The 26,426-nt window shown below is 43.8% G+C and carries 20 protein-coding genes; 17 read left to right on the top strand and 3 right to left on the bottom strand.

Annotated features, from left to right (window positions below):
• Positions 1 to 789 precede the first annotated feature (789 nt).
• From thrS to rnr, 4 genes are all read left to right on the top strand, one after another.
• Positions 790 to 2,724 (top strand): threonine--tRNA ligase, encoded by a 1,935-nt coding sequence (gene thrS, locus FQV37_RS10430; RefSeq protein ID WP_102091060.1) that lies wholly within the window; start codon positions 790 to 792, stop codon positions 2,722 to 2,724.
• A gap of 23 nt (positions 2,725 to 2,747) precedes the next feature.
• The gene (gene infC, locus FQV37_RS10425; RefSeq protein ID WP_057762155.1) at positions 2,748 to 3,251 is read left to right on the top strand and encodes a translation initiation factor IF-3; all 504 of its coding nucleotides are present in this window, start codon (positions 2,748 to 2,750) and stop codon (positions 3,249 to 3,251) included.
• Between the two features lie 405 nt (positions 3,252 to 3,656).
• Complete coding sequence (locus FQV37_RS10420; protein ID WP_160022859.1) at positions 3,657 to 4,901, top strand: toxic anion resistance protein; 1,245 nt, start codon at positions 3,657 to 3,659, stop codon at positions 4,899 to 4,901.
• Between the two features lie 139 nt (positions 4,902 to 5,040).
• Entirely contained in the window at positions 5,041 to 7,317 is a 2,277-nt protein-coding gene (gene rnr / locus FQV37_RS10415) for a ribonuclease R (protein ID WP_101204722.1), read from the top strand.
• 117 nt (positions 7,318 to 7,434) lie between these two features.
• Here the strand turns inward: rnr and FQV37_RS10410 are convergent, their stop codons facing one another.
• The 3 genes from FQV37_RS10410 to hisA form a co-directional block, all read right to left on the bottom strand.
• Positions 7,435 to 7,716, bottom strand: a complete 282-nt coding sequence (locus FQV37_RS10410) for a hypothetical protein (RefSeq protein WP_160022857.1) — start codon at positions 7,714 to 7,716, stop codon at positions 7,435 to 7,437.
• Positions 7,717 to 7,797: 81 nt separating this feature from the next.
• Complete coding sequence (locus FQV37_RS10405; RefSeq protein ID WP_160022855.1) at positions 7,798 to 9,471, bottom strand: mechanosensitive ion channel family protein; 1,674 nt, start codon at positions 9,469 to 9,471, stop codon at positions 7,798 to 7,800.
• Between the two features lie 83 nt (positions 9,472 to 9,554).
• The gene (gene hisA / locus FQV37_RS10400) at positions 9,555 to 10,292 is read right to left on the bottom strand and encodes a 1-(5-phosphoribosyl)-5-[(5-phosphoribosylamino)methylideneamino]imidazole-4-carboxamide isomerase (protein ID WP_160022853.1); all 738 of its coding nucleotides are present in this window, start codon (positions 10,290 to 10,292) and stop codon (positions 9,555 to 9,557) included.
• A gap of 1,096 nt (positions 10,293 to 11,388) precedes the next feature.
• Here hisA and FQV37_RS10395 point away from each other — a divergent pair.
• The 13 genes from FQV37_RS10395 (at position 11,389) to FQV37_RS10335 (ending at position 26,385) form a co-directional block, all read left to right on the top strand.
• On the top strand, positions 11,389 to 12,741 hold the full coding sequence (locus FQV37_RS10395) for a Na(+)-translocating NADH-quinone reductase subunit A (protein WP_160022851.1): 1,353 nt from the start codon (positions 11,389 to 11,391) through the stop codon (positions 12,739 to 12,741).
• A gap of 5 nt (positions 12,742 to 12,746) precedes the next feature.
• Positions 12,747 to 13,982: an NADH:ubiquinone reductase (Na(+)-transporting) subunit B gene (locus FQV37_RS10390; protein WP_057762164.1), complete on the top strand. Its 1,236-nt coding sequence runs from the start codon at positions 12,747 to 12,749 to the stop codon at positions 13,980 to 13,982.
• Complete coding sequence (locus tag FQV37_RS10385) at positions 13,963 to 14,865, top strand: Na(+)-translocating NADH-quinone reductase subunit C (protein ID WP_057762167.1); 903 nt, start codon at positions 13,963 to 13,965, stop codon at positions 14,863 to 14,865. Before FQV37_RS10390 ends, FQV37_RS10385 begins: the two co-directional genes overlap by 20 nt.
• 1 nt (position 14,866) lies before the next feature.
• A complete protein-coding gene (locus tag FQV37_RS10380; protein WP_101204727.1) occupies positions 14,867 to 15,538 on the top strand; it encodes an NADH:ubiquinone reductase (Na(+)-transporting) subunit D in 672 nt (223 codons plus the stop codon).
• A complete protein-coding gene (gene nqrE, locus FQV37_RS10375; protein ID WP_011281361.1) occupies positions 15,538 to 16,146 on the top strand; it encodes an NADH:ubiquinone reductase (Na(+)-transporting) subunit E in 609 nt (202 codons plus the stop codon). Before FQV37_RS10380 ends, nqrE begins: the two co-directional genes overlap by 1 nt.
• A 122-nt stretch (positions 16,147 to 16,268) precedes the next feature.
• Complete coding sequence (gene nqrF, locus FQV37_RS10370; RefSeq protein ID WP_102078341.1) at positions 16,269 to 17,504, top strand: NADH:ubiquinone reductase (Na(+)-transporting) subunit F; 1,236 nt, start codon at positions 16,269 to 16,271, stop codon at positions 17,502 to 17,504.
• A gap of 176 nt (positions 17,505 to 17,680) precedes the next feature.
• Complete coding sequence (locus FQV37_RS10365) at positions 17,681 to 18,481, top strand: SDR family oxidoreductase (protein ID WP_160022849.1); 801 nt, start codon at positions 17,681 to 17,683, stop codon at positions 18,479 to 18,481.
• A 123-nt stretch (positions 18,482 to 18,604) separates the two neighbouring features.
• Positions 18,605 to 19,759 carry an FAD:protein FMN transferase gene (locus FQV37_RS10360; RefSeq protein ID WP_160022847.1) on the top strand — a complete coding sequence of 385 codons (1,155 nt, stop codon included), beginning with the start codon at positions 18,605 to 18,607 and terminating at the stop codon, positions 19,757 to 19,759.
• Between the two features lie 200 nt (positions 19,760 to 19,959).
• Positions 19,960 to 20,205: a (Na+)-NQR maturation NqrM gene (gene nqrM / locus FQV37_RS10355; RefSeq protein ID WP_057762175.1), complete on the top strand. Its 246-nt coding sequence runs from the start codon at positions 19,960 to 19,962 to the stop codon at positions 20,203 to 20,205.
• Positions 20,206 to 20,601: 396 nt separating this feature from the next.
• On the top strand, positions 20,602 to 21,834 hold the full coding sequence (locus tag FQV37_RS10350; RefSeq protein ID WP_160022845.1) for an MFS transporter: 1,233 nt from the start codon (positions 20,602 to 20,604) through the stop codon (positions 21,832 to 21,834).
• 298 nt (positions 21,835 to 22,132) lie between these two features.
• A complete protein-coding gene (locus FQV37_RS10345; RefSeq protein ID WP_420877009.1) occupies positions 22,133 to 22,993 on the top strand; it encodes an arylesterase in 861 nt (286 codons plus the stop codon).
• 25 nt (positions 22,994 to 23,018) lie between these two features.
• Positions 23,019 to 23,738: an ABC transporter ATP-binding protein gene (locus FQV37_RS10340; RefSeq protein WP_160022841.1), complete on the top strand. Its 720-nt coding sequence runs from the start codon at positions 23,019 to 23,021 to the stop codon at positions 23,736 to 23,738.
• Between the two features lie 19 nt (positions 23,739 to 23,757).
• Positions 23,758 to 26,385 (top strand): ABC transporter permease, encoded by a 2,628-nt coding sequence (locus FQV37_RS10335; protein WP_160022839.1) that lies wholly within the window; start codon positions 23,758 to 23,760, stop codon positions 26,383 to 26,385.
• Positions 26,386 to 26,426: the final 41 nt, after the last annotated feature.

The following is a 26,426-nucleotide window of genomic DNA, read 5'->3' as shown; positions in this document are numbered from 1 at the left end:
TTCTTTTTTTAATTTGTTTCAATAAGTTAACTGGGTTATTAATGTGTAATCTACACACTAGCTACTTCCAGCTCGTCTTGATGAGGTGCGTATTATAAACGGTTTAACTTTTGTGTCAACCCGTTTTATTAATGTTTTTAATCTTATTTTAGTAGATGAATAAATCTGTATTTTTTTCAATGGGTTATGAACTTAGGGTTCTTTATCTTCTTAAGTACTAGTGTGCAATACGACTTAATTTAACAATTTTTAGTAAAGGTAAGATTATTTGTTCCTTATAACTGGACTTATCCATCCTGTCATTCTTGAGTATCTTCCTTAAACAAATTATCTATTATATTTTTGAATGTTGATATTCACATAATTAGCACTATATAGGAGCTAAGTCATTTAGGGTTATATGATGCTTTCAATATATTGTCCTATATAGTGTAGTATTTGATACTACCTTTGTCATAAGATGTGGCTCTTATATTAGTCGTCGCCCAATCCCTTGATATCTAGTGTTGAGAGACGGTTTTTGCTATAATAGGTATTTTGCTGCATTACTTATATATGTTGGCTGTTATATTACTTCTATAGCGAAATGCATTTTGCTGTAATGCTATTGATTGACTGGCTTCGAGCCTTATATCAGTTCTAGCATATATAGTCATAGTAAGACTCTAGGTAATGCGTCCCTTTCACAACATATCACAATGATTAGATATAATTGATGTGGTCTCACGGTTATATGATTGATGGTTGCAATCATCACTGCCAACGGACCCAATAATAGGCGAATAGATTATGGTAGCGATTACTTTACCCGATGGTAGTGTAAAAGACTTTGAAGGTCATACAACGGTCATGGAAGTGGCACAAAGTATTGGGACAGGACTCGCTAAAGCGACGGTTGCTGGACGTGTAAATGGTCATCTGGTAGATGCACATGATCCTATCGTCGCTGATGCCAATGTTGAAATCGTAACGCCAAAAGACGACGACGGTGTCGATATTATTCGTCACTCATGCGCTCATCTATTAGGTCACGCTGTTAAGCAGCTATATCCTGATGTGAAAATGGTCATTGGTCCTGTTATTGATGATGGTTTTTATTACGATATCTTTAGTGAAACACCATTTACGCCTGAGCATATGGAAGCGATTGAAAAACGCATGATGGAGCTGATCAAGCAAGATTATGACGTTATCAAAAAAATGACGCCACGTGCCGAAGCGATTGAGATATTTGAATCACGTAACGAAGACTATAAGCTAAAACTTATTAATGATATGCCAGGTGAAGAAGCCTTTGGTCTATATCATCATCAAGAATACGTGGATATGTGCCGTGGCCCGCATGTGCCAAACACGCGCTTTTTAAAAGTATTTAAACTGACCAAAATGTCAGGTGCTTATTGGCGCGGCGATGCGAAAAATGAGCAGTTACAACGTATCTATGGTACTGCGTGGGCTGATAAGAAACAGCTAAAAGCTTATATCCAGCGTATTGAAGAAGCAGAAAAACGTGACCATCGTAAAATCGGTAAAGCGCTGAACCTATTTCATATGCAAGAGCAAGCGCCAGGTATGGTGTTCTGGCATGCTAATGGTTGGACGATTTATCAAGTACTTGAGCAATATATGCGCAAAGTACAATACGATAACGGCTACGAAGAGATTAAGACACCTCAAATCGTTGATCGCAGCTTGTGGGAGCGTTCAGGACATTGGGGCAACTATGCAACCAATATGTTCACGACTTCTAGCGAAAACCGTGATTATGCAGTAAAACCGATGAACTGCCCTTGTCATGTGCAAGTGTTTAATCAAGGTTTAAAGTCTTATCGTGACTTACCACTGCGTATGGCTGAATTTGGTTCTTGTCATCGTAATGAGCCATCAGGTTCATTGCATGGTTTGATGCGTGTACGTGGTTTTACTCAAGATGATGCCCATATCTTCTGTACGCAGGCACAGATTCAACAAGAAGTTGCTGACTTTATTAAGCTAACGCTTGCTGTCTATGAAGATTTTGGTTTTGACAATATCATTATGAAGCTTTCTACCCGCCCTGAAAAACGTGTTGGTAGTGATGAGTCTTGGGACTTTGCAGAAAAGGCTCTTGCAGATGCGCTTGATAGCTCAGGGCTAGACTGGGATTACTTACCTGGCGAAGGTGCATTCTATGGTCCAAAGATTGAGTTTAGTCTAAAGGATTCATTAGGACGCATTTGGCAGTGTGGCACTATTCAGGTTGATCCGAACATGCCTGAACGACTAGATGCAGAGTTCGTCAATGAGCAAAACGATCGTGAAGTACCTATTATGTTGCACCGTGCAATCTTAGGGTCGTTTGAGCGTTTCATCGGTATTTTGATCGAAAACTATGCCGGTTGGATGCCAGTATGGCTAGCACCGCAGCAAGTTGTGGTCATGAACATCACTGATAAACAAGCTGATGCATGTGAAAACGTGGTTAGCGAGCTTAAAAATGCAGGTTTGCGCGCTATTAGCGACTTGCGTAACGAAAAGATTGGATTTAAGATACGAGAGAAAACATTAGAACGTATTCCCTATATGCTAGTATTAGGGGATAAAGAAGTCGAATCGGGCAGTGTCAACGTCCGAACTCGCGAAGGTGAGAACCTTGGCGTGATGAGTGTTTCTGAATTTATTACATTAGTACAGACCGCTGTCAGTAAAAAAGGCCGACAGACCCCAAAAACAGATGAGGAGTAATACCTATTAAACAGTCCAACCGTTTGAACATCAACGAAGATATCAATGTCAAAGAAGTCCGTCTCGTTAAAGAAGATGGCGAGCAAATGGGCGTGGTTGATATCGCAACCGCGATGAAAGCGGCACGTGATGAAAATCTAGATTTGGTCGAATTAGTTCCTGAAGCTAAGCCGCCAGTATGTAAGATCATGGATTATAAGCATTTCCTCTATGATCAAAAGCAAAAGGCTAAAGAAGCTAAGAAAAACCAAAAGCAGACTCAGCTTAAAGAGATGAAGCTACGTCCTAGTACCGAAGAGGCCGATTATCAGGTTAAACTGAGAAAAATCGTGAGCTTCTTGGAAGATCAAGACAAAGTTAAAATTAGCATCCGTTTCCGCGGACGTGAAATGGCGCACCAAGATATTGGTCGCAAACAACTTGATCGTATCATTGAAGATACTGCTGATATCTCAAACGTCGAACAGTACCCTAAGATGGAAGGTCGTCAGATGGGTATGCTGCTTGGACCCACTAAGAAAAAGTAATCTGTTTATTGGATTGCTTTGAGTGGTGGCTGTTAGTCTATATAGCTATTTATAACTCTAACCATCAATATGCTGCGGGATATTGATGGTTTTTTATTATTTGGACTCAAAAACGGCAGTAATGAACGCAGCTATATTGAACATAAATAGCCTAGCATCATTGATTGACGCTATTTTACAAAACCCACCTTCTCAACTTTCTGATTACACGGTAATCTAAAGGTCTAGTTATATTTACTAGTTAGTATTTAGCAGTAACTAATGATCATTTGATAAAAATTAGTACGAGCTAAAAACAATTTATAAATGTATAAAAGCTAAGTGTATAAATAAAGACAATGTATATCACGACTGTCAGAGTCGTTGAAAAAAACACTTCCCTTCTCCGATATCAGAGGATATTTCATGCAAGAATTGACGCCACCAGAAAACGCTACAACTCCCAGTATCTCTCTAACAGCACCTGAACCTGTCAAAGAAATACAGAAAAGTGAAGCAGATCAGATGGTCAAATTGGATGAAAGCCAAATTCCTGAGCTCGATGCCAAGGTTGATGCTTTTGTTGATCATGTGCTGACCAACTCTGTGCATAGCGATGAATTTCGACAGAACGTGCAGTCTATTCATAATTTAGGTACCAAAGAGATTCGTGAATCTGCACAAGTATCTAACCGAATGTTAGATTTGCCCGCAAAAAGTCTGAATGACAGTTTATTCGACAACTCTCCTATCGCCAAATCGCTAACGGAACTACGCGGGATTGTCGAAGACTTAGATCCAAGCAAAAAGGAGCTAACCAGCTCACGCAAGCTGTTCGGTCTGATACCATTCGGCAACAAAGTACAAGATTATTTCCGCCAATATGAATCAGCACAATCACATATCAATGCGGTCGTTACCAGTCTCTATAATGGTAAAGATGAATTGCTCAAAGACAATGCGATGATTGAGCAAGAAAAAGTCAATATGTGGGAGCTGATGCAGTCTATTCGCCAGTATGTCTATGTTGGCAAAAAGATTGATGAACAGCTAGAACAAAAAGTTTATGCGATAGAAGCAACAGATCCAGAAAAAGCTCGCATTATTAAAGAAGAGATGTTGTTTTATGTCCGTCAAAAAAACACTGACTTTTTAACTCAGTTAGCAGTGAATGTACAAGGCTATTTGGCGCTTGATACCATTCGCCGCAATAACTTAGAGCTGATTAAAGGGGTCGATCGTGCAACCACGACTACTGTGTCTGCATTACGCACGGCTGTTGTCGTCGCCCAAGCAATGACCAATCAAAAATTGGTATTAGATCAAATCACTGCGTTGAACAAAACCACCAGTAGTTTGATTGAATCGACCTCTGCGATGCTCAAGCGTCAGTCAGGTGAGATTCACGAACAAGCGACTAGCAGTAGTATTGAGCTTGATAAACTGCAAAATGCCTTCAATAATGTCTATGACACTATGGATATGATTAGCAATTACAAAATTAAAGCGCTAGAGAATATGAAGCAAACGGTCAATACATTGACCACTGAAGTAGATAAAGCACAAAAATACTTGGATAAATCAAATCAGACTACGGTGTTAGAAGTCTCAAAAGAGTTGGATAGTAAAAAAATCACTAACCAATCGAGCAATGTCGATATCGATATTTGATTTATCCCTATAGCGGTCGCCAGAAAACTGACCGCTTCCTGCTACCGAATACACATAAGACAATTGACGCAAGATATTGCGACGTCGTTCGTGTTAAGATAGCCACTGTTAATAATTTTAAAAATAGATACGGTAATTTATGAGTTGGAATGATCCAAACGCCTCAAGTGAGGCAAAAAAATATGATAACCCGATTCCTAGTCGTGAGCTGATACTCAGCACGATTAATGAACATGGGGAAGTCACGCATCAACAGTTGGCAAAAGCCTTTAACATTGATGATCCTGATCAGTTTGATGCTTTGGGCAATCGCCTAAAGGCAATGGCGCGTGATGGCCAGGTGAATCGTGATGGTCGTCCTTATCGCTATCGCACAGTGACTAAGCAAGATATCGTCTCAGGTACAGTTTCTGCCCATCCAAAAGGTTTTGGATTTGTGGTACTAAGTGATATGCCAGATTTGTTTTTACATGAAAAACAAATGCGCTGGGTATTCAATGGCGATACAGTAGCAGCCGTCGGCACCTCGACAGACAATCGCGGACGTACCGAAGGGCGTATCGTTGATGTTGTCGAACGTCGTCAAAACAACTTTATCGGTACACTTGCTCGTGATGAAGACGGCTATTGTGTTGAGCTTGGTAGCCCAAACAATCATCAACCGATTACGGTTACTGATGACAATGTTCAGGCGCTAAATATTAAGCAAGGCGCTCCTGTCAAAGTCGATATCATTGACTGGCCAAACCAGCATGAATTTGCCACTGGAAAAATCACTGAAGTGCTGTCTGATGACAATGATCGTGAATTGATTATTGAGACTACCCTGCTCAACTATGATATTCCATCAGATTTTAGTGAAGCTGCGCTTAAGCAAGCTGATGATTATCAAGAGCCAACTGAGAAAGACATAAAAGGTCGTACAGATATACGTCATCTACCGCTTGTCACTATCGATGGCGAAGATGCTCGTGACTTTGACGATGCTGTATTTGCTGAAAAGCGTTCTGGTGGTAACTACCGTGTCGTGGTTGCGATTGCGGATGTCAGCTATTATGTGACACCGAATTCACCACTTGACCAAGATGCCTATGAGCGTGGTACTTCAGTATACTTCCCGCATCGCGTGATTCCAATGTTGCCTGAAGTGTTATCTAACGGTCTATGTTCACTTAATCCTAATCTAGATCGCTTATGTATGGTTGCTGATATTAAGATATCGCGCGCCGGTAAAGTGACTGGATATGAGTTCTATCCGTCAGTGATGCACTCACAAGCACGTCTAACTTATAATCAAGTAAATGATTATCTTGTGAATCCGAATGATAAGAGATTACCTAAATCACTGACAGGTAATAAAGACGTTAAAAAGTCTGTTGATACCTTACATCAGCTGTATGAGCTACTGCTTAAAAAGCGTGAAGAACGTCATGCAATGGAATTTGAAACGGTTGAGACGTATATCAAGTTCAATGAGAAAGGCGGAATCGAAGCGATTTTACCGCGCACTCGTGGCGACTCTCAAAAGCTAATCGAAGAGTGTATGCTTCTTGCAAATACTTGTGCTGCAAACTTCGCGCTTAAGCATGAGTTACCAGTTTTATATCGTAACCATGATAAGCCTGATAATGAGAAGTCGATGCGTATTCATGAGTATGCAAAAAACTTTGGCTTACCATTCCCAGAAGAGAATCCAACTCAAGCGGATTATCAGCGCATTATCGAAGCGACTAAAGATAGACCAGATGCCATCAGTATTCATAGCATGCTGCTGCGTTCAATGATGCAAGCAAACTATGCACCTGACAATATTGGTCACTTTGGCTTAGCATATGATGAATATAGCCACTTTACCTCGCCAATTCGCCGTTATCCAGATTTGATGCTGCATCGTGCGATTAAGGCAAAAGTTACCAACAGCCCACAGCCTGTTATGGACTTTTCTCTTGAAGGTGCTGGTACACAAACGTCAGATACAGAACGCCGTGCAGAAAAAGCATCACGTTATGTAGAATCTTGGCTCAAGTGTCACTATATGACCGATCATGTCGGTGAAGAGTTTGAAGGCGTTGTGACTACGGTTACTAGCTTTGGTCTATTCGTCACATTGACTGACTTATATATCGACGGTTTGGTTCATATTTCAAACGTTGGCGATGACTTCTTTGTCTACGATGAGCAGCAACAGCAGCTTATCGGTAAGGATAAAGGCACGCTATTTGGACTGGGCGATTCAGTTAAGGTGAAGGTTGCGGGTGTCAACATGGACCTGCTACAAATTGATTTTGATTTGAAGGCTAAATTGCAATCTAGTGCAATGAACCAAAGCAAAAAAGGTCAACCGAAGAAAGAACAGCCTAAGAAAACCCCAGCGAAAAGAAGCAGCAACCGCAGAGGCGCTGCCAAAAAAAGCTAAGCTTAGACTGATACTTAGATACTGATGTTGTAATACAATAAAAAAGGCTAACGTAATCGTTAGCCTTTTTTATGCTGTGTACTTTTCAATCATCAATGATATAGCTATTTATTGTGCCTATTGCGCATTGTCCAATTGCCCTACACGGTCTTGTTCGGCTTGCTGTGCTTGGTCAATTTTGCTAGTAGCACTATCTACGATAGCTTTCGGCTGTTGACTAAGTGGCTGGCTAATAATATCTGTATCAGAGGTAACTACTGTAGAATCAGGCTGTTCAGCCGCTACGCTACTGGCTGCGATCTCTCTATTTTTTTCGCGACTATTACCATTGATAATGTTAAAGCCAAGCAATGCCACAATACCAATTACTGCAAAGATAATGACGTGTTTCATTTCCATAAAAAGCCCCGTATTTGAATAACCACCAAATATAGATTCTGTTGCACTTTTTATGCCTAAATTTTATTTAACGTCTAATACCTATTCTTGAGGACTATTATTATTCAATAAATCCGTCTCATCTGAGCTTTGAGCAATCTCTTGCTCGACTTTTTCCATCAGCTTATCGTCAGGACGGGCATCGAGAACATCATTAGCACTGCGACCTTGCAGAATGGTTTTGGCTCGAGCCTTGGCTTGTTTTTTATCTTGGTCATCCGTATGACTCTCGCTGACCTGATTTGTTTCAGCAGATTCAGGAATCGTCGGCGTAATCGTTATATCAGATTGAACATTATTAGCATTGTTGGCACTGTTCTGCATATGTTCAAAGGCTTTTTCTAACTTATTGTTAAAGCGCAGACGATAAATAGGTTCAGGTAAGCTAAAGCCTTTATCTTCTAGTGCATGCTTGGTCTCACGAATGGCGATACTGCGTGCTTTGGCAAAGTCAGTCTCTGATTGATCTACCCAAACCTGAAATTCCAAAACAATATTAGAATCACCCACATTGGTAATGACGGCAATCGCCTTTGGTTCATTCAACACAAACGCCAGCGTATGTATCGCATCCAATCCGACTTTGATTGCTGCTAGTGGGTCATCATTGGCATCAACGCCCAATTCAAAAGCAAATCGGCGCTCAGGGTTTTTGGTGTAATTTAGAATTGTACCTTTAAAAACTTCAGCATTAGGAATGCGCAGCTGATTACCATCCAATGTCATCAGTATTGTTGCACGTGAGGTCAAACGAACCACGATGCCCTCTTGTCCATTAATCACGATATGATCACGAGCACGAAAAGGTTGGCGAATGCTCAGCATTAGTGAAGCGATATAATTTTCGATAGTGTCTTTGACTGCGAAACCAACCGCAATACCAATGACACCTGCCCCACCAAGCAATGTACCTAAAATAGTCTCTGCCCCTATCAGACTTAGTCCTAGAATCAGACCAAAGATAATAAAGATAACTTTGACCGTTTGTGACAGTAGCTCAGCGACAAATGGATTGGGTGTTAGACGTTGCCACATCTTTTTGCGATTAGATACCCAGCTGCCAAACCATGCCACCAAAGCAAATATAACGATGCCAACTAATAGTAGTGGTAGCGCCTTCACTAGATTGGTCACCTGCGCTTTTAAACCTTGATAGACCGTTGAGACATTTTCTTGAACATCTAGCGTGCGGTTAATTCTGTCTTCTACAGTGACGACATCTGTTAGTCGGTTGGTTAGGTTAATCGCTTGTTGTGCTTTTTTTTCGTTGGCTGTCTCTCCCGTTAGGGTAACGACCCCTTGGGTGACACTAACATTGACGGCTTGTAAACCTTCGATTTCAGAGAAAATACCGCTGATACGTTGACGAATGTCGTTGTCTTTTTGCGGTGTGGGCGTGGTCTCGATTTGAGCATTATTAGTGCTTTCGCCACTGATTACTGGCGGTGGAGCAGGCGTTGGCAATGAGCTAGCAGGTTCTGTGGTATCACCTGTTAATGTCTCATTTCCTGATATAGCAGAATCATCGTTAGATACGCTTTCCTCTGTTGTCTCTATACCTTCGGTCGTCTCTACGCCTAATGCTGCTGCGATACCAGAAATTTCTTCACTGGCAGCATGCGCTGAAAAAGCAAAAAGGATGCTTAGTAGCAACACTATTTGACCCCACGCTTTTATAGAACTGCGTACTATTGAACGGTCAATGTAAGTGGCCATAAACATCCTTTATTTTTTACGGATTTTTCTCGCTTAGCTTGTTGCTGATAATTAGCTGTCTGATTTTAGCTGCCTGGCTTTATTTAGCTATCTAAGTAAAGCTGCGCTGCGCTCAAGTTCAATGTGCCTTCATAGATAGCGCGACCGGTAATGATACCTTCGATACAGTCACCGTAAGGCTTTAGCAGTTCAATATCTTTCATATCGGTAACACCACCTGATGCAATCACAGGTAGTCCGCCTTCACGCGCCAGATTAACGGTTTGTTCAACGTTGACGCCTTGCATCATGCCATCGCGGGCGATGTCAGTATAAACAATTGATGACACGCCAACGTCTGCAAAGCGCTTAGCAAGCTCGGTCGCTTTGGTATCTGTCACGTTTGCCCAGCCATGAGTGGCTACCATACCGTCTTTGGCATCGATACCGACGATGATATGTCCTGCAAATTCGCGGCAAGCTTCCGCGACAAAATTAGGATCTTCAACGGCTTTTGTACCGATAATGATATACGTCAAACCTGCGGTAATATATTGCTCGATAGTGTTCATGTTGCGTACACCGCCACCCAGTTGAATAGGCAGGTTCGGATAAGCTTTGGTGATATCATTGACCACTTGTCTATGTACTGGCACGCCATCAAAAGCACCATTCAAATCGACCAAATGTAAGCGACGCGCGCCTTCATCTACCCAACGCGCTGCCATGGCAACTGGGTCATCAGAGAACACCGTATCATCTTCCATACGGCCTTGTTTTAAACGTACACACTTACCATCTTTTAAATCAATAGCCGGGATAATGACAGGCACAGCACACATATAGCATTCCTTATAAAGCACAAGATTGGCAATAAATTTAGTAAATGAAAATTTTGAGAATGAAACGTTATTGAAGCGTCAAATAACGAGAGAAAACGCTGCTTAAAAGTAGCATAAATTATGGACAGATCGAAAACCAAGACATCGCTAAGTTAGCAATCTGTTTGAATACAAATAAGAAAGACAGAAACTAGACAATCATAACCATAAGTTTTAGTACGTAGAATCACTACCAACAATCGTTAAATTCTATTACTAACTGGCAATTTTAGGTCAATTTAGCGTATAATCCTAGGTAAATTTTTATTTGTTTCTATGTGATAGTAACCATGTGTTACGCTTTTTGTTGAGTTGTTACAACTCACTAATACAGCATGGTGATCAGGATGGATCGAGCAATCGCTCAATACGCCAATAAAATATTGGCTAAAAAATTGCTAAAAAGGACTATCTGAAAAAATCTCAACCAATAGTCTCTAAACCATCGATTCTGCGGTATTTAACCTCAATTAGATGTCTTGCAAGTCCCTATCACTAGCTAACTATATTAAAACCGTTACGATTAAAACTATAGCAGCTTATAATAAGCGAGGCTTGCTTATCAGTTGCTTAGCTAGTTTGTCTTTTACCCAGTATATCATCTACCTTAATAGATCGTTATTTGGCCACACTCTTATTCTATCGAATATCTTTAGACGATATTAGTAAACGAGAGATGGTCAAACATGCTGGTGTTACAAGTTTTAAATTTCAATGAAACGTGTGATAAAGCCATTTGTATTTAAACCAGTCTCTTTTAGCCATGTGCTGTAGCGATTGATTTCGATGAAACGGTTTTAGCATACACCTTGGTAGCCAGTCGCCACTTTGGTAATTCGAATAAGACATTAACGTGTTGTTAAGGAGTCTAAGGTCAGCGTTAATACTCTTACTAGTAGTTATGATCATGTATTGTCTTCACAGAGCTTTCATCCCTATTTCACTATAAAGGAAATAGACGATTGAGGGCTTTGTTGAGTGATACAAATGTTCATGCTACCGATATACCAAACAGGACGTCTGGTATCGTTTTAGACTATGGACTAAGTTTTCGCTTATGATTACCATCAAAAAAGGTTTGGATTTGCCCATCACTGGTGAACCCTCCCGCGAGATATCTGAGCACCAACCGACACATGTAGCACTTGTTGGCTATGATTATGTGGGCATGAAGCCCACTATGAATGTCAAAGAAGGTGACATTGTAGCCAAAGGTCAGCCCGTTTATGAAGACAAAAAACGTGTTGGCGTGATCTACACTGCTCCTGCTGCCGGTAAGGTCGTCGCTGTTAAACGTGGCGAACGTCGAGTGTTTGAGAGTCTTGTGATTGCGGTCGACCCAAATGGTGAAGAAGTAGACTTTGAGCGCTATGACTCACAGCAGCTTGCTGACCTAGACTCTGAAGTCGTTGAAACCCAACTGATTGCCTCTGGCGAATGGACGGCGTTTCGCACACGTCCTTATAGCCGCGCACCCGAAATCGGCGCTCGTCCACATGCTATCTTTGTCACAGCAATGGATACCAATCCACTTGCCTTTGACCCGATGCTTGTGATCAATGAGCAGCTACAAGCGTTCAATGATGGACTTGCTGTATTATCTACGCTTAGTCCAAAGACCTTTGTCTGCCATCATGGCGATACTCAACTGACGCCAGTTGCAAAAACTACAGCGAATAACGTCACTGAGTATCATGGTTTTGCTGGTAAGCATCCAGCTGGTCTTGCCGGTACGCATATTCATTTCTTGCATCCTATCAGCCGCGGTGTGACCGTATGGACGATTGGTTATCAAGACGTGATTGCCATCGGTAAATTGTTCACGACAGGCCGTCTATATACACGCCGCATGGTGAGCTTAGCAGGTCCTGCTGTCACTAACCCGCATTTGGTTATGACCGAACGCGGTGCTGATATCACTGCATTAACCAAAGGTAAACTGGCTGCTGGCGAGAATCGTATCATTTCAGGTTCAGTATTGTCCGGTCGCAAAGTGTTTGAAAACATCGCCTATCTGGGTCGTTTTCACAATCAGATCAGCGTATTGACTGAAGGCCGTGAGCGTCCTGCGTTCCACTTCTTTACTCCAGGTAAAAACCGCTTCTCAAAACTGCCTATCTATATTTCGCAGTTCTTTGGTGGCAAAAAATACGACTTTACTACGACAAGTAACGGCTCACCGCGAGCGATGGTACCAATCGGTGTCTATGAAGAAGTCATGCCACAAGATTACCTACCAACTCAATTACTACGTGCATTGATCGTCGAAGACATCATTAGCGCCGTAGATTTGGGTGTGCTTGAACTGGACGAAGAAGATTTGGCACTATGCACCTTTGTATCTCCTGGCAAATATGAATTCGGTGATATTTTGCGTGATAACTTAACGCGCATTGAGCTGGAGGGCTAACCACGATGAAATTTTTACACAATATGTTCGATCGTATGGAGCCATCTTTCACCAAAGGCGGCAAACACGAAAAGTACTACGCTATTTTTGAGATGTTTGATACGTTCTTACGTCAACCAAGCTCAACCACATATGCGTCATCGCATGTACGTGACGGGATTGACCTAAAACGTATTATGATTACCGTATGGCTATGTACCTTCCCAGCAATGTTTTGGGGTATGTACAACATTGGTCATCAAGCACTAACCGCTATCGCTCAGCTTGGCTTGCAGCCTGAAGGCTGGCGTACTGTAATCACTAGCATGGCAGGCTATAACCCAGACAGTATCTGGGCAAGTTTCGTCTATGGTGCGATGCAGTTTTTGCCTATTTATATCGTGACGTTTGCGGTAGGTATTCTCTGTGAGATTATCTTTGCTGTCGTCCGTGGACACGAAGTTAACGAAGGTTTCTTTGTGACTTCAGTTCTATTTGCATTATGTCTACCACCTGATATTCCTTTATGGCAAGTTGCCCTAGGTATTATCTTCGGTGTGGTTGTCGCAAAAGAAGTGTTCGGTGGTACTGGTAAAAACTTCCTGAACCCTGCACTATCGGGTCGTGCATTCTTATACTTTGCTTATCCAGCCTATATGTCTGGTGACTCAGTATGGACCGCAGTAGATGGTTTCTCAGGTGCGACGCCTCTTGGCCTTGCAGCCCTTGGTGTGGTTCCTCAGGACTTCGTCGATGTTTATGGTAATGCCATCACGTGGAGTGATGCATTCTTAGGTAATATGCAAGGCAGTATCGGTGAAGTATCGACGCTAGCTATCCTAATGGGCGCTGCAGTGTTGCTATGGACGCGTATCGCTTCTTGGCGCATTATGGCAGGTTGTGTGGTCGGTCTGATTGCTACGTCTCTTGTGTTCAACATGATTGGCTCTGAAGACAACATGATGATGAGCTTGCCGTTCTACTGGCACTTAGTTATCGGTGGCTTTGCTTTCGGTGCTGTATTTATGGCAACTGATCCAGTATCAGCTGCGCATACAAACAAAGGCCGCTGGGCTTACGGTATCTTGATTGGTTTTATGACCGTATTGATTCGCGTCATCAACCCTGCTTTCCCAGAAGGTATCATGCTGGCCATTCTATTCGCCAACTTATTTGCTCCATTGTTTGATTACTTTGTGACTCAAGCAAATATCAAACGCCAAACCGCTCGGAGGGTTCGCTATGTCCAAGCCCAAAAGTAATAACGCGAAAACCATCAGTGTGGCTTTGACGCTATGCTTGGTGTGTTCAGTTTTGGTCTCAGCAGTGGCTGTTGGTCTAAAGCCTGCGCAAGTCGAAAACGCACGTTTAGATCGCAACAAAAACATCTTAGTTGCGGCTGACATGTATGACGCTGAGTCTGATACAGCAGATGATGTCGCCGAACGTTTTAAAGACTTTGAAGTAAAAATCATTGATTTAAACGAAGGTACTTATCTCGATGACGATGCGCTAAAAACTGCTGGCATCCCTGATCGTAATGCTTATGACGCCAGTCAAGCGACAAAAAACCAAGCTTTAAGTGAAGACTTGGGTGACAATGATCCTGCTGGTATTGGTCGTAAGCCAAAATATGCCAAAGTCTATGTCAAAAATGATGACGCAGGTCAGCCAGAAACGGTTGTATTGCCAATTCAGGGCTACGGTCTATGGGGCACTATCTATGGTTTCTTAACGCTCGAAAGTGATATGAATACCATCAAAGGTATCAGTTTCTATGAGCATAAAGAAACCCCAGGTCTTGGCGCTCGTATCGAAGAGCCAGAATGGCGTGCAAAGTGGAGCGGTATCGAGTCTTATGACGAGAATGGTAACGTTGCCACTGGTGTCACCAAAGCTGGTAACCCAAAAGAGAACTGGGTTGATGGCATCAGCGGTGCGACATTGACTAGCCGTGGCGTCAGCAACATGATTCAGTTTTGGTTAGGCGAGCAAGGGTATAAGCCTTATCTAGATACGCTACGCGAAAAAAGCGGTCAAACGGTTGAAGGTGCAGACACGCAAGCAAATCAATCAAAGCCAGCAGCTCAACCTAAAACCGAATTGGCAGCCAAGCTACCAGTAGCAAACGGCAAGGAGGCATAACATGGCTGACACTAAAAGCATTTTAACCACGCCTATCTTTGATAATAACCCAATTGCCCTACAGATCCTTGGTATCTGTTCGGCATTGGCTGTCACCACCAGCATGGCTAACGCTATGGTCATGTGTGTGGCATTGACCTTGGTAACGGCATTTTCAAGCTTTTTTATCTCTATTATCCGTAAGCAGATTCCATCAAGCATTCGTATCATCGTACAGATGACGATTATTGCTTCATTGGTTATCTTGGTTGATCAGGTACTAAAAGCAGTGGCTTATGACGTCAGTAAAGGTTTGTCAGTTTTCGTTGGTCTGATTATCACTAACTGTATCGTTATGGGCCGTGCTGAAGCATTTGCTATGAGCAACCCACCAGTCCCAAGCTTTTTAGACGGTATTGGTAACGGTCTTGGTTACTCAGCAGTATTACTATTCGTTGCAACTATCCGTGAGCTATTGGGTGCTGGTACTTGGTTCGGTATTACGATTCTACAGCCAGTCACTGATGGCGGTTGGTACATACCAAACGGTCTATTACTGTTACCACCATCGGCGTTCTTTATCATTGGTTTGTTCATCGCTGTTGTCCGTATCTGGAAACCAGAACAAGTTGAAGAAGCTGAGTTTGTAATGAAGCCGCAGTCTAAAGGCATGGCACATGGAGGCGGTCACTAATGGGACATTATGTTAGTTTATTTATAACCTCAGTCTTTATTGAGAACATGGCGCTTGCCTACTTCTTAGGCATGTGTACTTTTTTGGCCGTATCCAAAAAAGTCTCTACAGCGATTGGTCTAGGTGTTGCGGTTGTTGTCGTAATGGCAATTACCGTTCCACTAAACAATTTACTATTCCAGTTCATCCTAAAAGATGGTGCGCTGGCATGGGCAGGTTTCCCTGATATCGACTTGAGCTTCTTAGGATTGCTAAGTTATATCGGTTTGATTGCCGCTACCGTACAGATCCTAGAGATGTTCTTGGACAAGTTTGTACCGAGTCTATATAACGCGCTTGGGGTATTCTTACCACTAATCACCGTAAACTGTGCCATCTTAGGTGGTGTACTATTTATGGTTGAGCGTGACTATAACTTTGGTGAATCTGTTGTCTATGGTGTGGGTGCAGGCTTCGGTTGGGCACTTGCTATTACAGCATTGGCGGGTATCCGTGAAAAGCTAAAATACTCAGACATTCCAGCACCGCTGCGTGGTCTTGGTATTACTTTTATCACGGTTGGTCTTATGTCGCTCGGCTTTATGTCGTTCGGTGGTATGTCCATCTAAACCGCTAAGCTCAAAGCTTTCATTAGCTATTTGACTTATTTAATTCATTTATTCGGTAGAGGTTTGGGTACAGCATAGATGATGCCCCCTCACCCCTACCCCATAGATTAAGGATACCTACCATGGATTACGCTACGGCGATTGGTGGCGTTGCTATGTTTACCTTGATCATCATGGGCCTCGTCGCTATTATTTTGGCGGCACGCTCAAGACTGGTCAGTTCAGGCGATGTCACTATCCATATTAATGATAATCCCGATAATGATGTGGTGACACCAGCTGGCGGCAAACTACTACAAACGCTAGCGGGCGAAGGTATATTTTTATCTTCAGCTTGTGGTGGTGGTGGTACTTGTGCGCAGTGTCGTTGCCGCGTTATTGAAGGTGGTGGTTCTATTTTGCCCACCGAAGAAGGCTATTTTACTCAAGGTGAAATCCGCAATCACATGCGCTTAGCTTGTCAGGTAGCTGTTAAGCAAGACATGAAAATTGAGATTGATCCTGAGTTCTTTGATGTACAGAAATGGGAATGTGAAGTTATCTCTAACGATAACGTTGCCACTTTCATTAAAGAGCTGGTACTAAAAATTCCAGAAGGCGAAGAAGTAAACTTCCGCGCTGGTGGTTATGTACAGTTGGAAGCGCCACCGCATGAAGTGCACTACAAAGACTTTGTGGTTGATGAAGAATATAGAGAAGACTGGGAAAAATTCGGTATCTTCAACTATGTCTCAAAAGTTGATGAGCCTGTTATCCGTGCTTACTCAATGGCCAACTATCCTGAAGAGAAAGGCCTCATCAAATTTAACATCCGTATCGCAAGTCCACCGCCACGTGGTCCTGACGGTATTCCACCAGGCAAAATGTCTTCATGGGTATTTAGCTTAGTACCTGGTGACAAAGTGACAGTTTCAGGTCCTTATGGTGAATTCTTTGCCAAGAAGACCGAAGCTGAAATGATCTTTGTTGGTGGTGGTGCTGGTATGGCCCCAATGCGCTCACATATCTTTGATCAGCTTAAACGTTTGAATACTGATCGTAAGATTAGCTTCTGGTACGGAGCTCGTTCTATTCGTGAGATGTTCTACGTTGAAGACTATGATCAGCTAGAAGAAGAGTTCGATAACTTTGAGTGGCATGTTGCACTGTCTGACCCATTACCAGAAGATAACTGGGAAGGTCCAACAGGCTTTATCCATAACGTATTGCTCGAAAACTATCTGAAAGATCATCCAAACCCAGAAGACTGTGAATACTACATGTGTGGGCCACCGATGATGAACGCTGCCGTAATCGACATGCTACACAGCATGGGCGTGGAAGACGAAAACATCATGCTTGATGATTTCGGTGGTTAAGTTAGAGTCTTAATCTAACAGCACAAATCTAAGAATAAAAAAAGAGTCTCAATTGAGGCTCTTTTTTTTGTGCGATTTTTACACATAGTAGTGCCTTTGCAGACTACAAATCTAGCTAGTAGAGTCGCTTTATTATCCTATATTATGGACTATCTAAACTTTGAGAAAGGACTCTTATGAAAACGAAATACAAAGATTTGACCATTTGGATTACCGGTGCTTCTAGCGGTATTGGGCAAGCATTAGCCGTTGCGTTCGCAAAGCGCGGCGCTAGGATTATTCTAAGTGGACGCGACAGTGATAAGTTAGATGCGGTCAAAAGCAGCTGCAAACGTGCTAACAAGCATATCGTTGTTCCTTTTGATATCAGTGATGCCAATCAAACCAAAGAAGCTTATGCTACTGCTAAAGCTCAGGTAGGAAAAATCGATTGGCTCATTAATAATGCTGGTATCAGTCAGCGTTCGCTCATCATGGACACGGCTGAAGAAGTTGAACGCCAAATCATGGAAATAGATTATTTTGCTCAGACGCGCCTTACTAGACTTGCGTTGCCTGACATGATTGCACAAGGTGGCGGCAAAATCGTGATGGTTTCAAGTGTGGCAGGCCTATTGGGTACACAATATCGCGGTGCTTATGGAGCAGCCAAGGCAGCGCTGCATATGTGGGCAAACAGTTTGCGAGCTGAGTTACATGACCAAGGTATCGAAGTAGCCACGATATTCCCAGGGTTTATCCAGACCAATATCTCTATCAATGCGTTGACTGGCGACGGTAGCGCACAAGGTACGATGGATGAAGCAACTAATAACGGTCTAACTGCGGCTGAGTTTGCTAAACAAGTTGTGAGGGCGCTCACCAAGGGAGAGGAATATATCATCGTCGCTGGTCGTAAAGAAAAACTGGCCACACGGGTCAACCGCGTTTCTCCGCCAAAACTCTATAAGCTCATACGTGAGTCACAAGTAAAATAATCCACTCAACCGAACGAATTGTCGCTGAATGGTGCCTTCATTAGTATTTTTGGGTTCAAGGGGTGTAAAATAAGCGTGGCTTGTTTTACACCCTACTCATTTCTACGCCATACCGAAAATATTATGAAAAACACTATATCCAGCTTATCTTCCAAAAAACCTCTGCACCTTACCCTAGTTGGAGTCCTTGGCCTTGCTAGTACTTTAGGTCTCAGTGCTTGCCAGCAAACCCCAGACTATAACTATCTGATCGGTGAGACGATGGGAACGAGCTATCATATTAGCTATCAGTTGCCTGATGATGCGGACGAAGCTGCCATACAAGCTGCGGTAGACGAGCGCCTAAAACAAATTAACGATAGCATGTCTACTTATCAAAACGACTCGACTATATCTACATTCAATCGTTTGGGCAAAGACAAACCTATCACTATCGATGCTGATTTTAGTCGTGTGCTAGACGTCTCACAAATTGTCTATCAGCAATCTGGCGGTGCCTTTGACCCTACTGTTATGCCACTCGTAAACACCTGGGGCTTTGGGAGTACCATGACGGTCGAGCGACTACAAAGTCCGCCGACTGCCGTTGAGATTGCGCAAGCCAAAGCGTTGGTCGATTTTGAGAGCATCATAAAGAAAGACGACACTATCTATAAGACCAAAGACGGCGTTGGTTTAGATTTTTCTGCTGTTGCCAAAGGTTATGGCGTCGATGTCATCGCTGATGTGTTGAGAGATGATTATCAAATTCGTAATTATATGGTTGAGATCGGCGGTGAGATTGCCACCTCTGGTGTGAACAACCAGCAGCAACCATGGCAAATTGCGATTGACGCCCCTATTGAAGGCAGCACGGTCAGCGAACGCCAAACCATATCTGCTATTCGCCAGCCAAAGAATACGGCTAGCCAAATGCATCTAGCGACCTCTGGTAACTATCGTAACTCTGTCATATTCGATGGCAAACGCTATAGCCATACTATCGATCCGACAACGGGTAACCCTATTGCAGGCGGCGCACCTTCAGTCACTGTCGCAGCTGATTCGGTTGCACTGGCGGATGCGTGGGCAACTGCCCTTACCGCGATGCCTTATCACAAGGCACTAGATGTCGCTAAAACACAAAATCTGGCGGCCATGTTTGTGGTGCTAGCTGATGATGTAAAAGCAAAAGGTTCTGACGATATGTCTAACGAAGCTGCTGACGATGACATTGACGACTGGCAGGTGGTACAGACACCAGCGATGAAAGCGTTACGTGCTGATAAAAAGCTCTAAACGTTCTCTAAGCTCTAGACGGTATACTCTACAAGCCACTGGTAAGTGATAGATGTGAAACAAGAGAATACGTTAACGCACAACGAGCTGCACTAAAATTTGCTATACTATTATACAGTTGTTATTAACGGTGCTTAGCTGTCATGAACTTAGACAACACTACTAATAACTGCCCTATTTTTTAAAATGAGGTTTCCTCTATGCTTAGCCAACTGCTTCCTATGCTTGCCATTACTTTCACCGTATTTGTCCTATTCTTCATTTTTATGGGCGTCGGTTATATGGTCAAAAAAAAGCCGCTTAGAGGATCTTGTGGCGGTGTTGCCAAATTGATGGGCGACGAAAATTGCTCGTTTTGCGGCAATGATCCCAATAAGTGCGATTCATTAATCGCTGAACAACAAGAGAATGCATTAAGAGCTGCTCAATTGGGTAAATCGGTTTAATAGCCTATTGGTTACCATACGCTGGTAGCATTTACCTGACATATGTTCTTATAATAGCGTCAAGTCATTCAAAAGTGACTTGGCGCTATTTTTATTGTGCGATAAGGCTGCTTATTTAAGATTCCTTATTACCGCCATCTCTTATCATCACGATTCTAAAGCCGTAACTCGCAGTAACCACACATATATTTTGACTAAGCTGCCTGCCAATTTAGCAAAGTCAGTTAAGCGAATGTATGTCTTACGCGCTACATATATTTTTCGGTCGCATTTAAGATATCGATTACCGTTTAGGTACGTGTCTGGGTAAATGCTCTCTGGTGTTATTTTATAAGCGGCAATTTCTTGGCGCTGTTTGATAACGTGTTCTTTTTTCGCTGTCATCGTTGTGCTGCTATGTCTACCTCGTCCAATCTATCTGCTTCATCTAGCCTGCCCTCCTCACGCTTTACCTTTTGGTTGGTACTGTGTGCCATGATTCTGCTAGCTACCAATATGCGTGCGCCTATCGTCGCGCTAGGTTCTATCGCCCCAGTGGTAAAAGATGCGCTTGATATCTCTGAGTTTCAGATAGGCTGGCTAGGAGCAGTGCCTATGCTGAGCTTTGCCGTTGGTGCGCTGATTTCCCCAACCATTGGTAAGCGATTCGGACTAGAAAACACACTGATTGCCATGATTGGGCTATTGACGGTAGGGATGATTATCCGTACCGCTATCCCGACATGGAGTGGGTTTTTAATTGGTACTTTGCTACTTACCCTTGCTATTGGTTTCGCTAATACTTTAGCAGCACCGGTCATTAAACAGCGTACCCCGCAACATATTCCGCTGATTACAGGGTTGTTTAGTTTAACGATGACCACAGCAGCAGGTATCGTCGCAGGTGTAGTACTACCATTATCGGAGCAAGTTGGTTGGCAGTGGGCATTGGGTGGTTGGACAATACTGGGTGTTTTTGCCTTTGTTATCTGGCTGTTCTTACGTGTGCGTTTGGGTTCATCTAACCATCAAGCGGTCATCCCTGCGGCTTTAGGCTCTTCTGATATTTCCATGTGGCGAACCACTTTTGCGTGGCAGATTGCGATTTTTATGGGTTTGCAGTCATTATTGTTTTACACCGTTGCCAGTTTTTTACCATCGATTTGGGTTAGTAAAGGACTATCTGCCGTCAGTGCTGGACAAATGGGTTCTGTATTTCAGTTTATGGCACCAGTCTCTATCTTAAGCCTAACTTGGCTGGTCAATCGCGGCCGCCCTATTCAAGCGCTAGCAGTGTTCGCCGCTGTGCTAAATGTCGTTGGCATATTGGGCGTTAGTTATCTATCGACTGACTTGGCATGGCTATGGTCAGGCATGATGGGCATGGGCTGTTCGGCGATTTTTACCTTGAGCATGATGCTATTCTCTATGCGTACTTATACGACCAATCAGGCAAGTGAGCTGTCTGGTATGGCTCAAGCAGTTGGTTATGTCATTGCATTTTTTGGACCATTGGGTACGGGTTGGCTGCATGAGATGACTGGTAGCTGGAATATGCCGCTTTTTATTATGTTGATACTGATGATTGTCAACGTCGTGATTGCTTGGCTTGTTAGTCGCCCAGTGATGGTCGATGGCAAATATATTTGATTGCTATAAGCCTTTGTTATTCATAAGGCCATAATTGCTAACGCGCAATAAAGCGGCTTTAAATTAACCTTAGGGCAATATAGGTCACTGTCTTATTTTGCTATAGTCAGTTCAATATAACTTAGATACTTAATATAAGCTGGATACTCAATATAATCTGGATAAAAGGAAGGTGAGTGACAGTACTACCAATAGTAGACTGAGCGAGCCTGACGACTCATCCGACTGATACCGTATCTGATTTAGATAGGATTTGACTATACCTTGGTTTGATTGCATATAGGACATAACACCCATGATGAATTTCCCTTCTCGTTTTGCTCAGCGCTTGCCTGCTATCGCCATGCTCGCAGCTGCAATGGCTATCAGTGGCTGTCAGAAAGATGCTGAAACGACATCTGCTGATGATACGCAGAGTACCAGTACTGAAGCGACTAACAGTCAAGCCAGCACTGCTCCAGTAGCAGCTGAAACCGCAGCATCAACTGATCAACAGGTCAAATCCTCATCACTTACTATTTTAGCGCTTGGTGACTCACTGACAGAAGGTCTGGGGGTAGATAAAGATGACAACTATCCTGCTCAGTTAGAAGATCGTCTGCAAGAAATGGGCTACGCTAATGCCAAAGTTATCAACTCAGGTCTAAGCGGTGAAACCAGTACGGGATTGGTCAATCGATTGGACTGGGTATCGCAAACCAAACCCGACATCACAATATTGACTATCGGTGCTAACGATGCGATACGTGGTATCGATGTGGCCACAATTGAAGCCAATATTCGTACTGCGGTTAAGCACCTGCAAGACAATGGTAGTGTCGTCATCTTAGGCGGTATGTCGATCTATGACAATCTAGGCAGTGAATACGTCGCGGCATTCTCAGACATTTATCCACGTGTTGCCAAGGATATGAATCTAACGCTTATTCCGTTCTTCTTAGAGGGCGTCGGCGGTGACCGAGAGCTTAACCAAGCAGATGCGATTCATCCAACCAAAGAAGGCTATGAGATTATCGTTAATAACAATATCCTGCCCATTCTAGAACCGAAATTAAATGAACTAGAAAAACTACAAGAGTTAAAAACAGCCGATACCGATAACACAGCTACGACTGCTCAAGACAATACGACAAAAAATAAGACAAACGAGACTACTTAACGAGACCATTAAACGAGATACTGTAATGACATCATCATCTTCGACTGCCACAGCAACGCCACAAGCAGACGCTAAGACACAAGCTCTACTGACCGCCTCACAATTAAATAAAACCGTGCAAGTCGGTGAGCAAACCCTGTCCATCATCAAAGACGTAGATATCTATGTCAACGCTGGCGAGTTTGTGGTCATCATGGGTAAATCAGGCTCGGGTAAATCTACTTTGTTAGGACTACTTGCCGCGCTAGACTATCCCGATAGCGGTACGGTATCGCTGGCAGGTCAAATGCTTAGCAGTCTTGACGAAGATGCGTTAGCCGTCATTCGTCAGCAGGATATGGGCTTTGTCTTTCAGTCGTTTCATCTACTGCCTACACTAACTGTCGCCGAAAATATCGCCTTTCCACTTGATATTGCCAGACGTCCAAACCCAGCACGCGTAGACGAGCTGATAGATGCAGTCGACTTAGGTCATAGACGTCACAGCTTACCCAATCAATTATCAGGTGGTGAGCAGCAGCGTACAGCGGTGGCACGAGCACTGGTATCGCATCCAAAAATTGTGTTTGCGGATGAGCCAACAGGCAACTTAGATGAGCAAAATGCCGATCAAGTGATGCAGCTGCTATTAAATCTACGCCAACAGGTTGGCTCGGCACTGGTGGTCGTAACCCATGATCCTGCACTTGCCGAGATGGCAGATCGCGTCATCACCATGCATGACGGCCGCATTGTACCTACATGAATAACTGGATTGTATCTTAATGAATAGTAAGCCCACAGACAATAAATCGCCTGATACAAAAAAGACTGCTACCAGTATGCATCAAGAGTCCAGTTATCCTAGCGGCATCCTTAGTCAACTATTTACCCGTACCCTAGGCTCGCAAGCACTCAGCCGTAGCTGGTGGCAGCGCTGGGTGTATCCAGTGTTGTTTCTATTGACCTTGACCCTATCACTTGCAACCTACCTGACCCTCGACTCCGTACAGCAGTCTGTCGATAGCTACATCAATGACAATCAGCGCGCACTCGTTGGTGGGGATCTAATCCTAAACAGTAAACAAGACTGGCCAAGCGAAGTATTGTCACAGGTAGAAACTGTCGCTGATACCCAGACCGTGTATGACTATCAGTTTAGCGCCATGCTGGTCAATGATGAGCAAACTTTGCTTGCCAGTGTCAAAGCCGTCTCGCCGTCGTACCCCTTATACGGCACAGCAGAGCTTGCATCGGGACAGCCGCTGTGGGATCAGCTAACATCTGACAGTGTGATCGTCGCGCCAGAAGTACTCAGTAGTCTACAGGCCGATGTCGGCGACCGTATCACCATTGGCGATGCGCAGTTCACGATCAGTGATGTACTGACCAAAGAGCCTGACCGTCCGCTGACCACCTTTGGTTTTGGTGGGCGTGTGTTGATGAAACAAGATGCACTTCCGTCAACCAACCTACTCGGTCAACGTAGCCGCATAAACTATCGTATTGAGATGGCAGGCGATCCAGAGCTGATAACCACGCAGCGTGAACAGCTTACAGATATCCTGACCAATTATCCTGATATCGAGATCTCTGATGCAGAGTCCGCAGATACTTCTGTCTCGCGTATCTCTGACAATGTGCTGATGTTTTTAAAACTGCTAGTCATCGCGGTGCTGCTACTATCTGCGGTCGCTATGTATGGCGTCATTAGTGCGTTTGTCAGTAAGCAGCAGTCAAATAACGCCATTCGATTAGCGCTCGGCGAGCCACTTGGCTCACTCAAACGTAGCTATTATCAGTTGCTTATCGTCACGACTGTCATTGCTTGTATCGCAGCGGTTGCCCTTAGTCTGGGCTTACTTAAAATCGGTCAGCCGTATCTGGTGGCTATCTTACCAGCCGACGTTGGTCTAGCCATCAACCCAATCAGTGCTATCAAAACCATTGTGATTGCTTTAACCCTGACGCTACTGATTGCACAGCGCGGTCTAAGCGCACTTAACACAACCAAACCGGCTACCCTACTCAATCAAGGGGCGAGTACGCAAACACAAAACTTGCCTTGGTATCGACGCGTGCCGCTACTATGGTATGGCTTGGTGCTGGCAGGACTGTATGCCTTCTTTGCTTATGAAGTTGGCTCACTGTCATTAGGTGCGCAGCTATTGGGCGGCTTGATTGGCTTTGTGGCGATATTTTGGTTATTGGCGCGTGGGTGGCTGTGGTTGCTTAATAAGTTGGCAAGCAATACTAAGGTGAGTTGGATGCAGCGTATCGCCATTCATAACCTTGCGCGTAAAGGCAACCAATCAGCGTTATTCTTTGTCACCTTATCGCTATCGGTGGCGGTACTGACGCTTATCACCACGCTCAATCACAGTATCAATGCGCAGTTTATCAACGCCTATCCTGAAGACGCGCCCAATTTGTTTTTGCTCGATGTGCAGAGCGATCAGCATGATGATATTGATGCGATCATTGAGGCGCCCGTCACTTATTATCCCGTCATTCGTGCCCGTGTGGAGACGGCCAATAATGTGGCGGCAAAAGATATCGAGCCTGCTGATGGGTTTGATGACCCCACGCGTGTCTTTAACTTGAGCTATACAGATACAGTCATGGATACCGAATACATCACTGAATCGCTCACAGACGACGCGCTATACACCCCTATCGATGCGACAAATGAGCAAATCAAACCCTTGTCTATCTTGGACACTGCCGCAGGTATGCTCAATGTCGGAATGGGCGATCAGGTGCGTTTTAACATTCAAGGTATCGAAATCATCGGGCAGATTACCAGTATTCGCACGCGCTATGAGCGTGGCCCAAGCCCGTATTTCTACTTCTTGTTTGAGCCGTCGGTGCTGTCCGCTGCACCGCAGATTCAATTTGCTACTGCACATGTGTCAGAGAGTGCCATTCCAGAACTGCAAGGCAAACTGGTACGTGAGTTCCCTGCTGTCACTACGATTGATGGGACGGCTATTGCGAAGCAAATCCAAGAGCTGGTGGTACAAATGAGCCGCTTGGTCTATGTGTTTACCTTGCTTGCTCTACTCACTGGGGTCATGGTGCTGATCAGCTCGCTGCTGTCTACTTCGCAAGACCGCATGAAAGACAGCGCTTCATTTAGACTGCTCGGTATGCAAAAGCGCGACCTGTATGCGCTCAATATCCTAGAGTTGGGTGTGCTGGGGATTAGCGCAGCGACCTTTGCGGTTGTCATCGCCAGTGTGGGTGCATGGGCTGCTATCACGCAATGGTTTAATCTACAGTTTAGTGTGCCGTGGACGAGCTTGGCGTTTGGCGGTGCGGCATTAATCATGTTGCTATTTGCCATTGCTATTATTTATGTGAGATTGGTGATTGGACGCGGGATTATGGCAAGGGTAAGGGCGATGATTTAGGCGTATTAGATTTTGACTTTGCAAATAAAAACCCCTTAATT

Source organism: Psychrobacter nivimaris, assembly GCF_009812035.1.
GTDB lineage: Bacteria > Pseudomonadota > Gammaproteobacteria > Pseudomonadales > Moraxellaceae > Psychrobacter > Psychrobacter nivimaris.
This window is presented reverse-complemented; position numbering and strand designations above follow the sequence as displayed.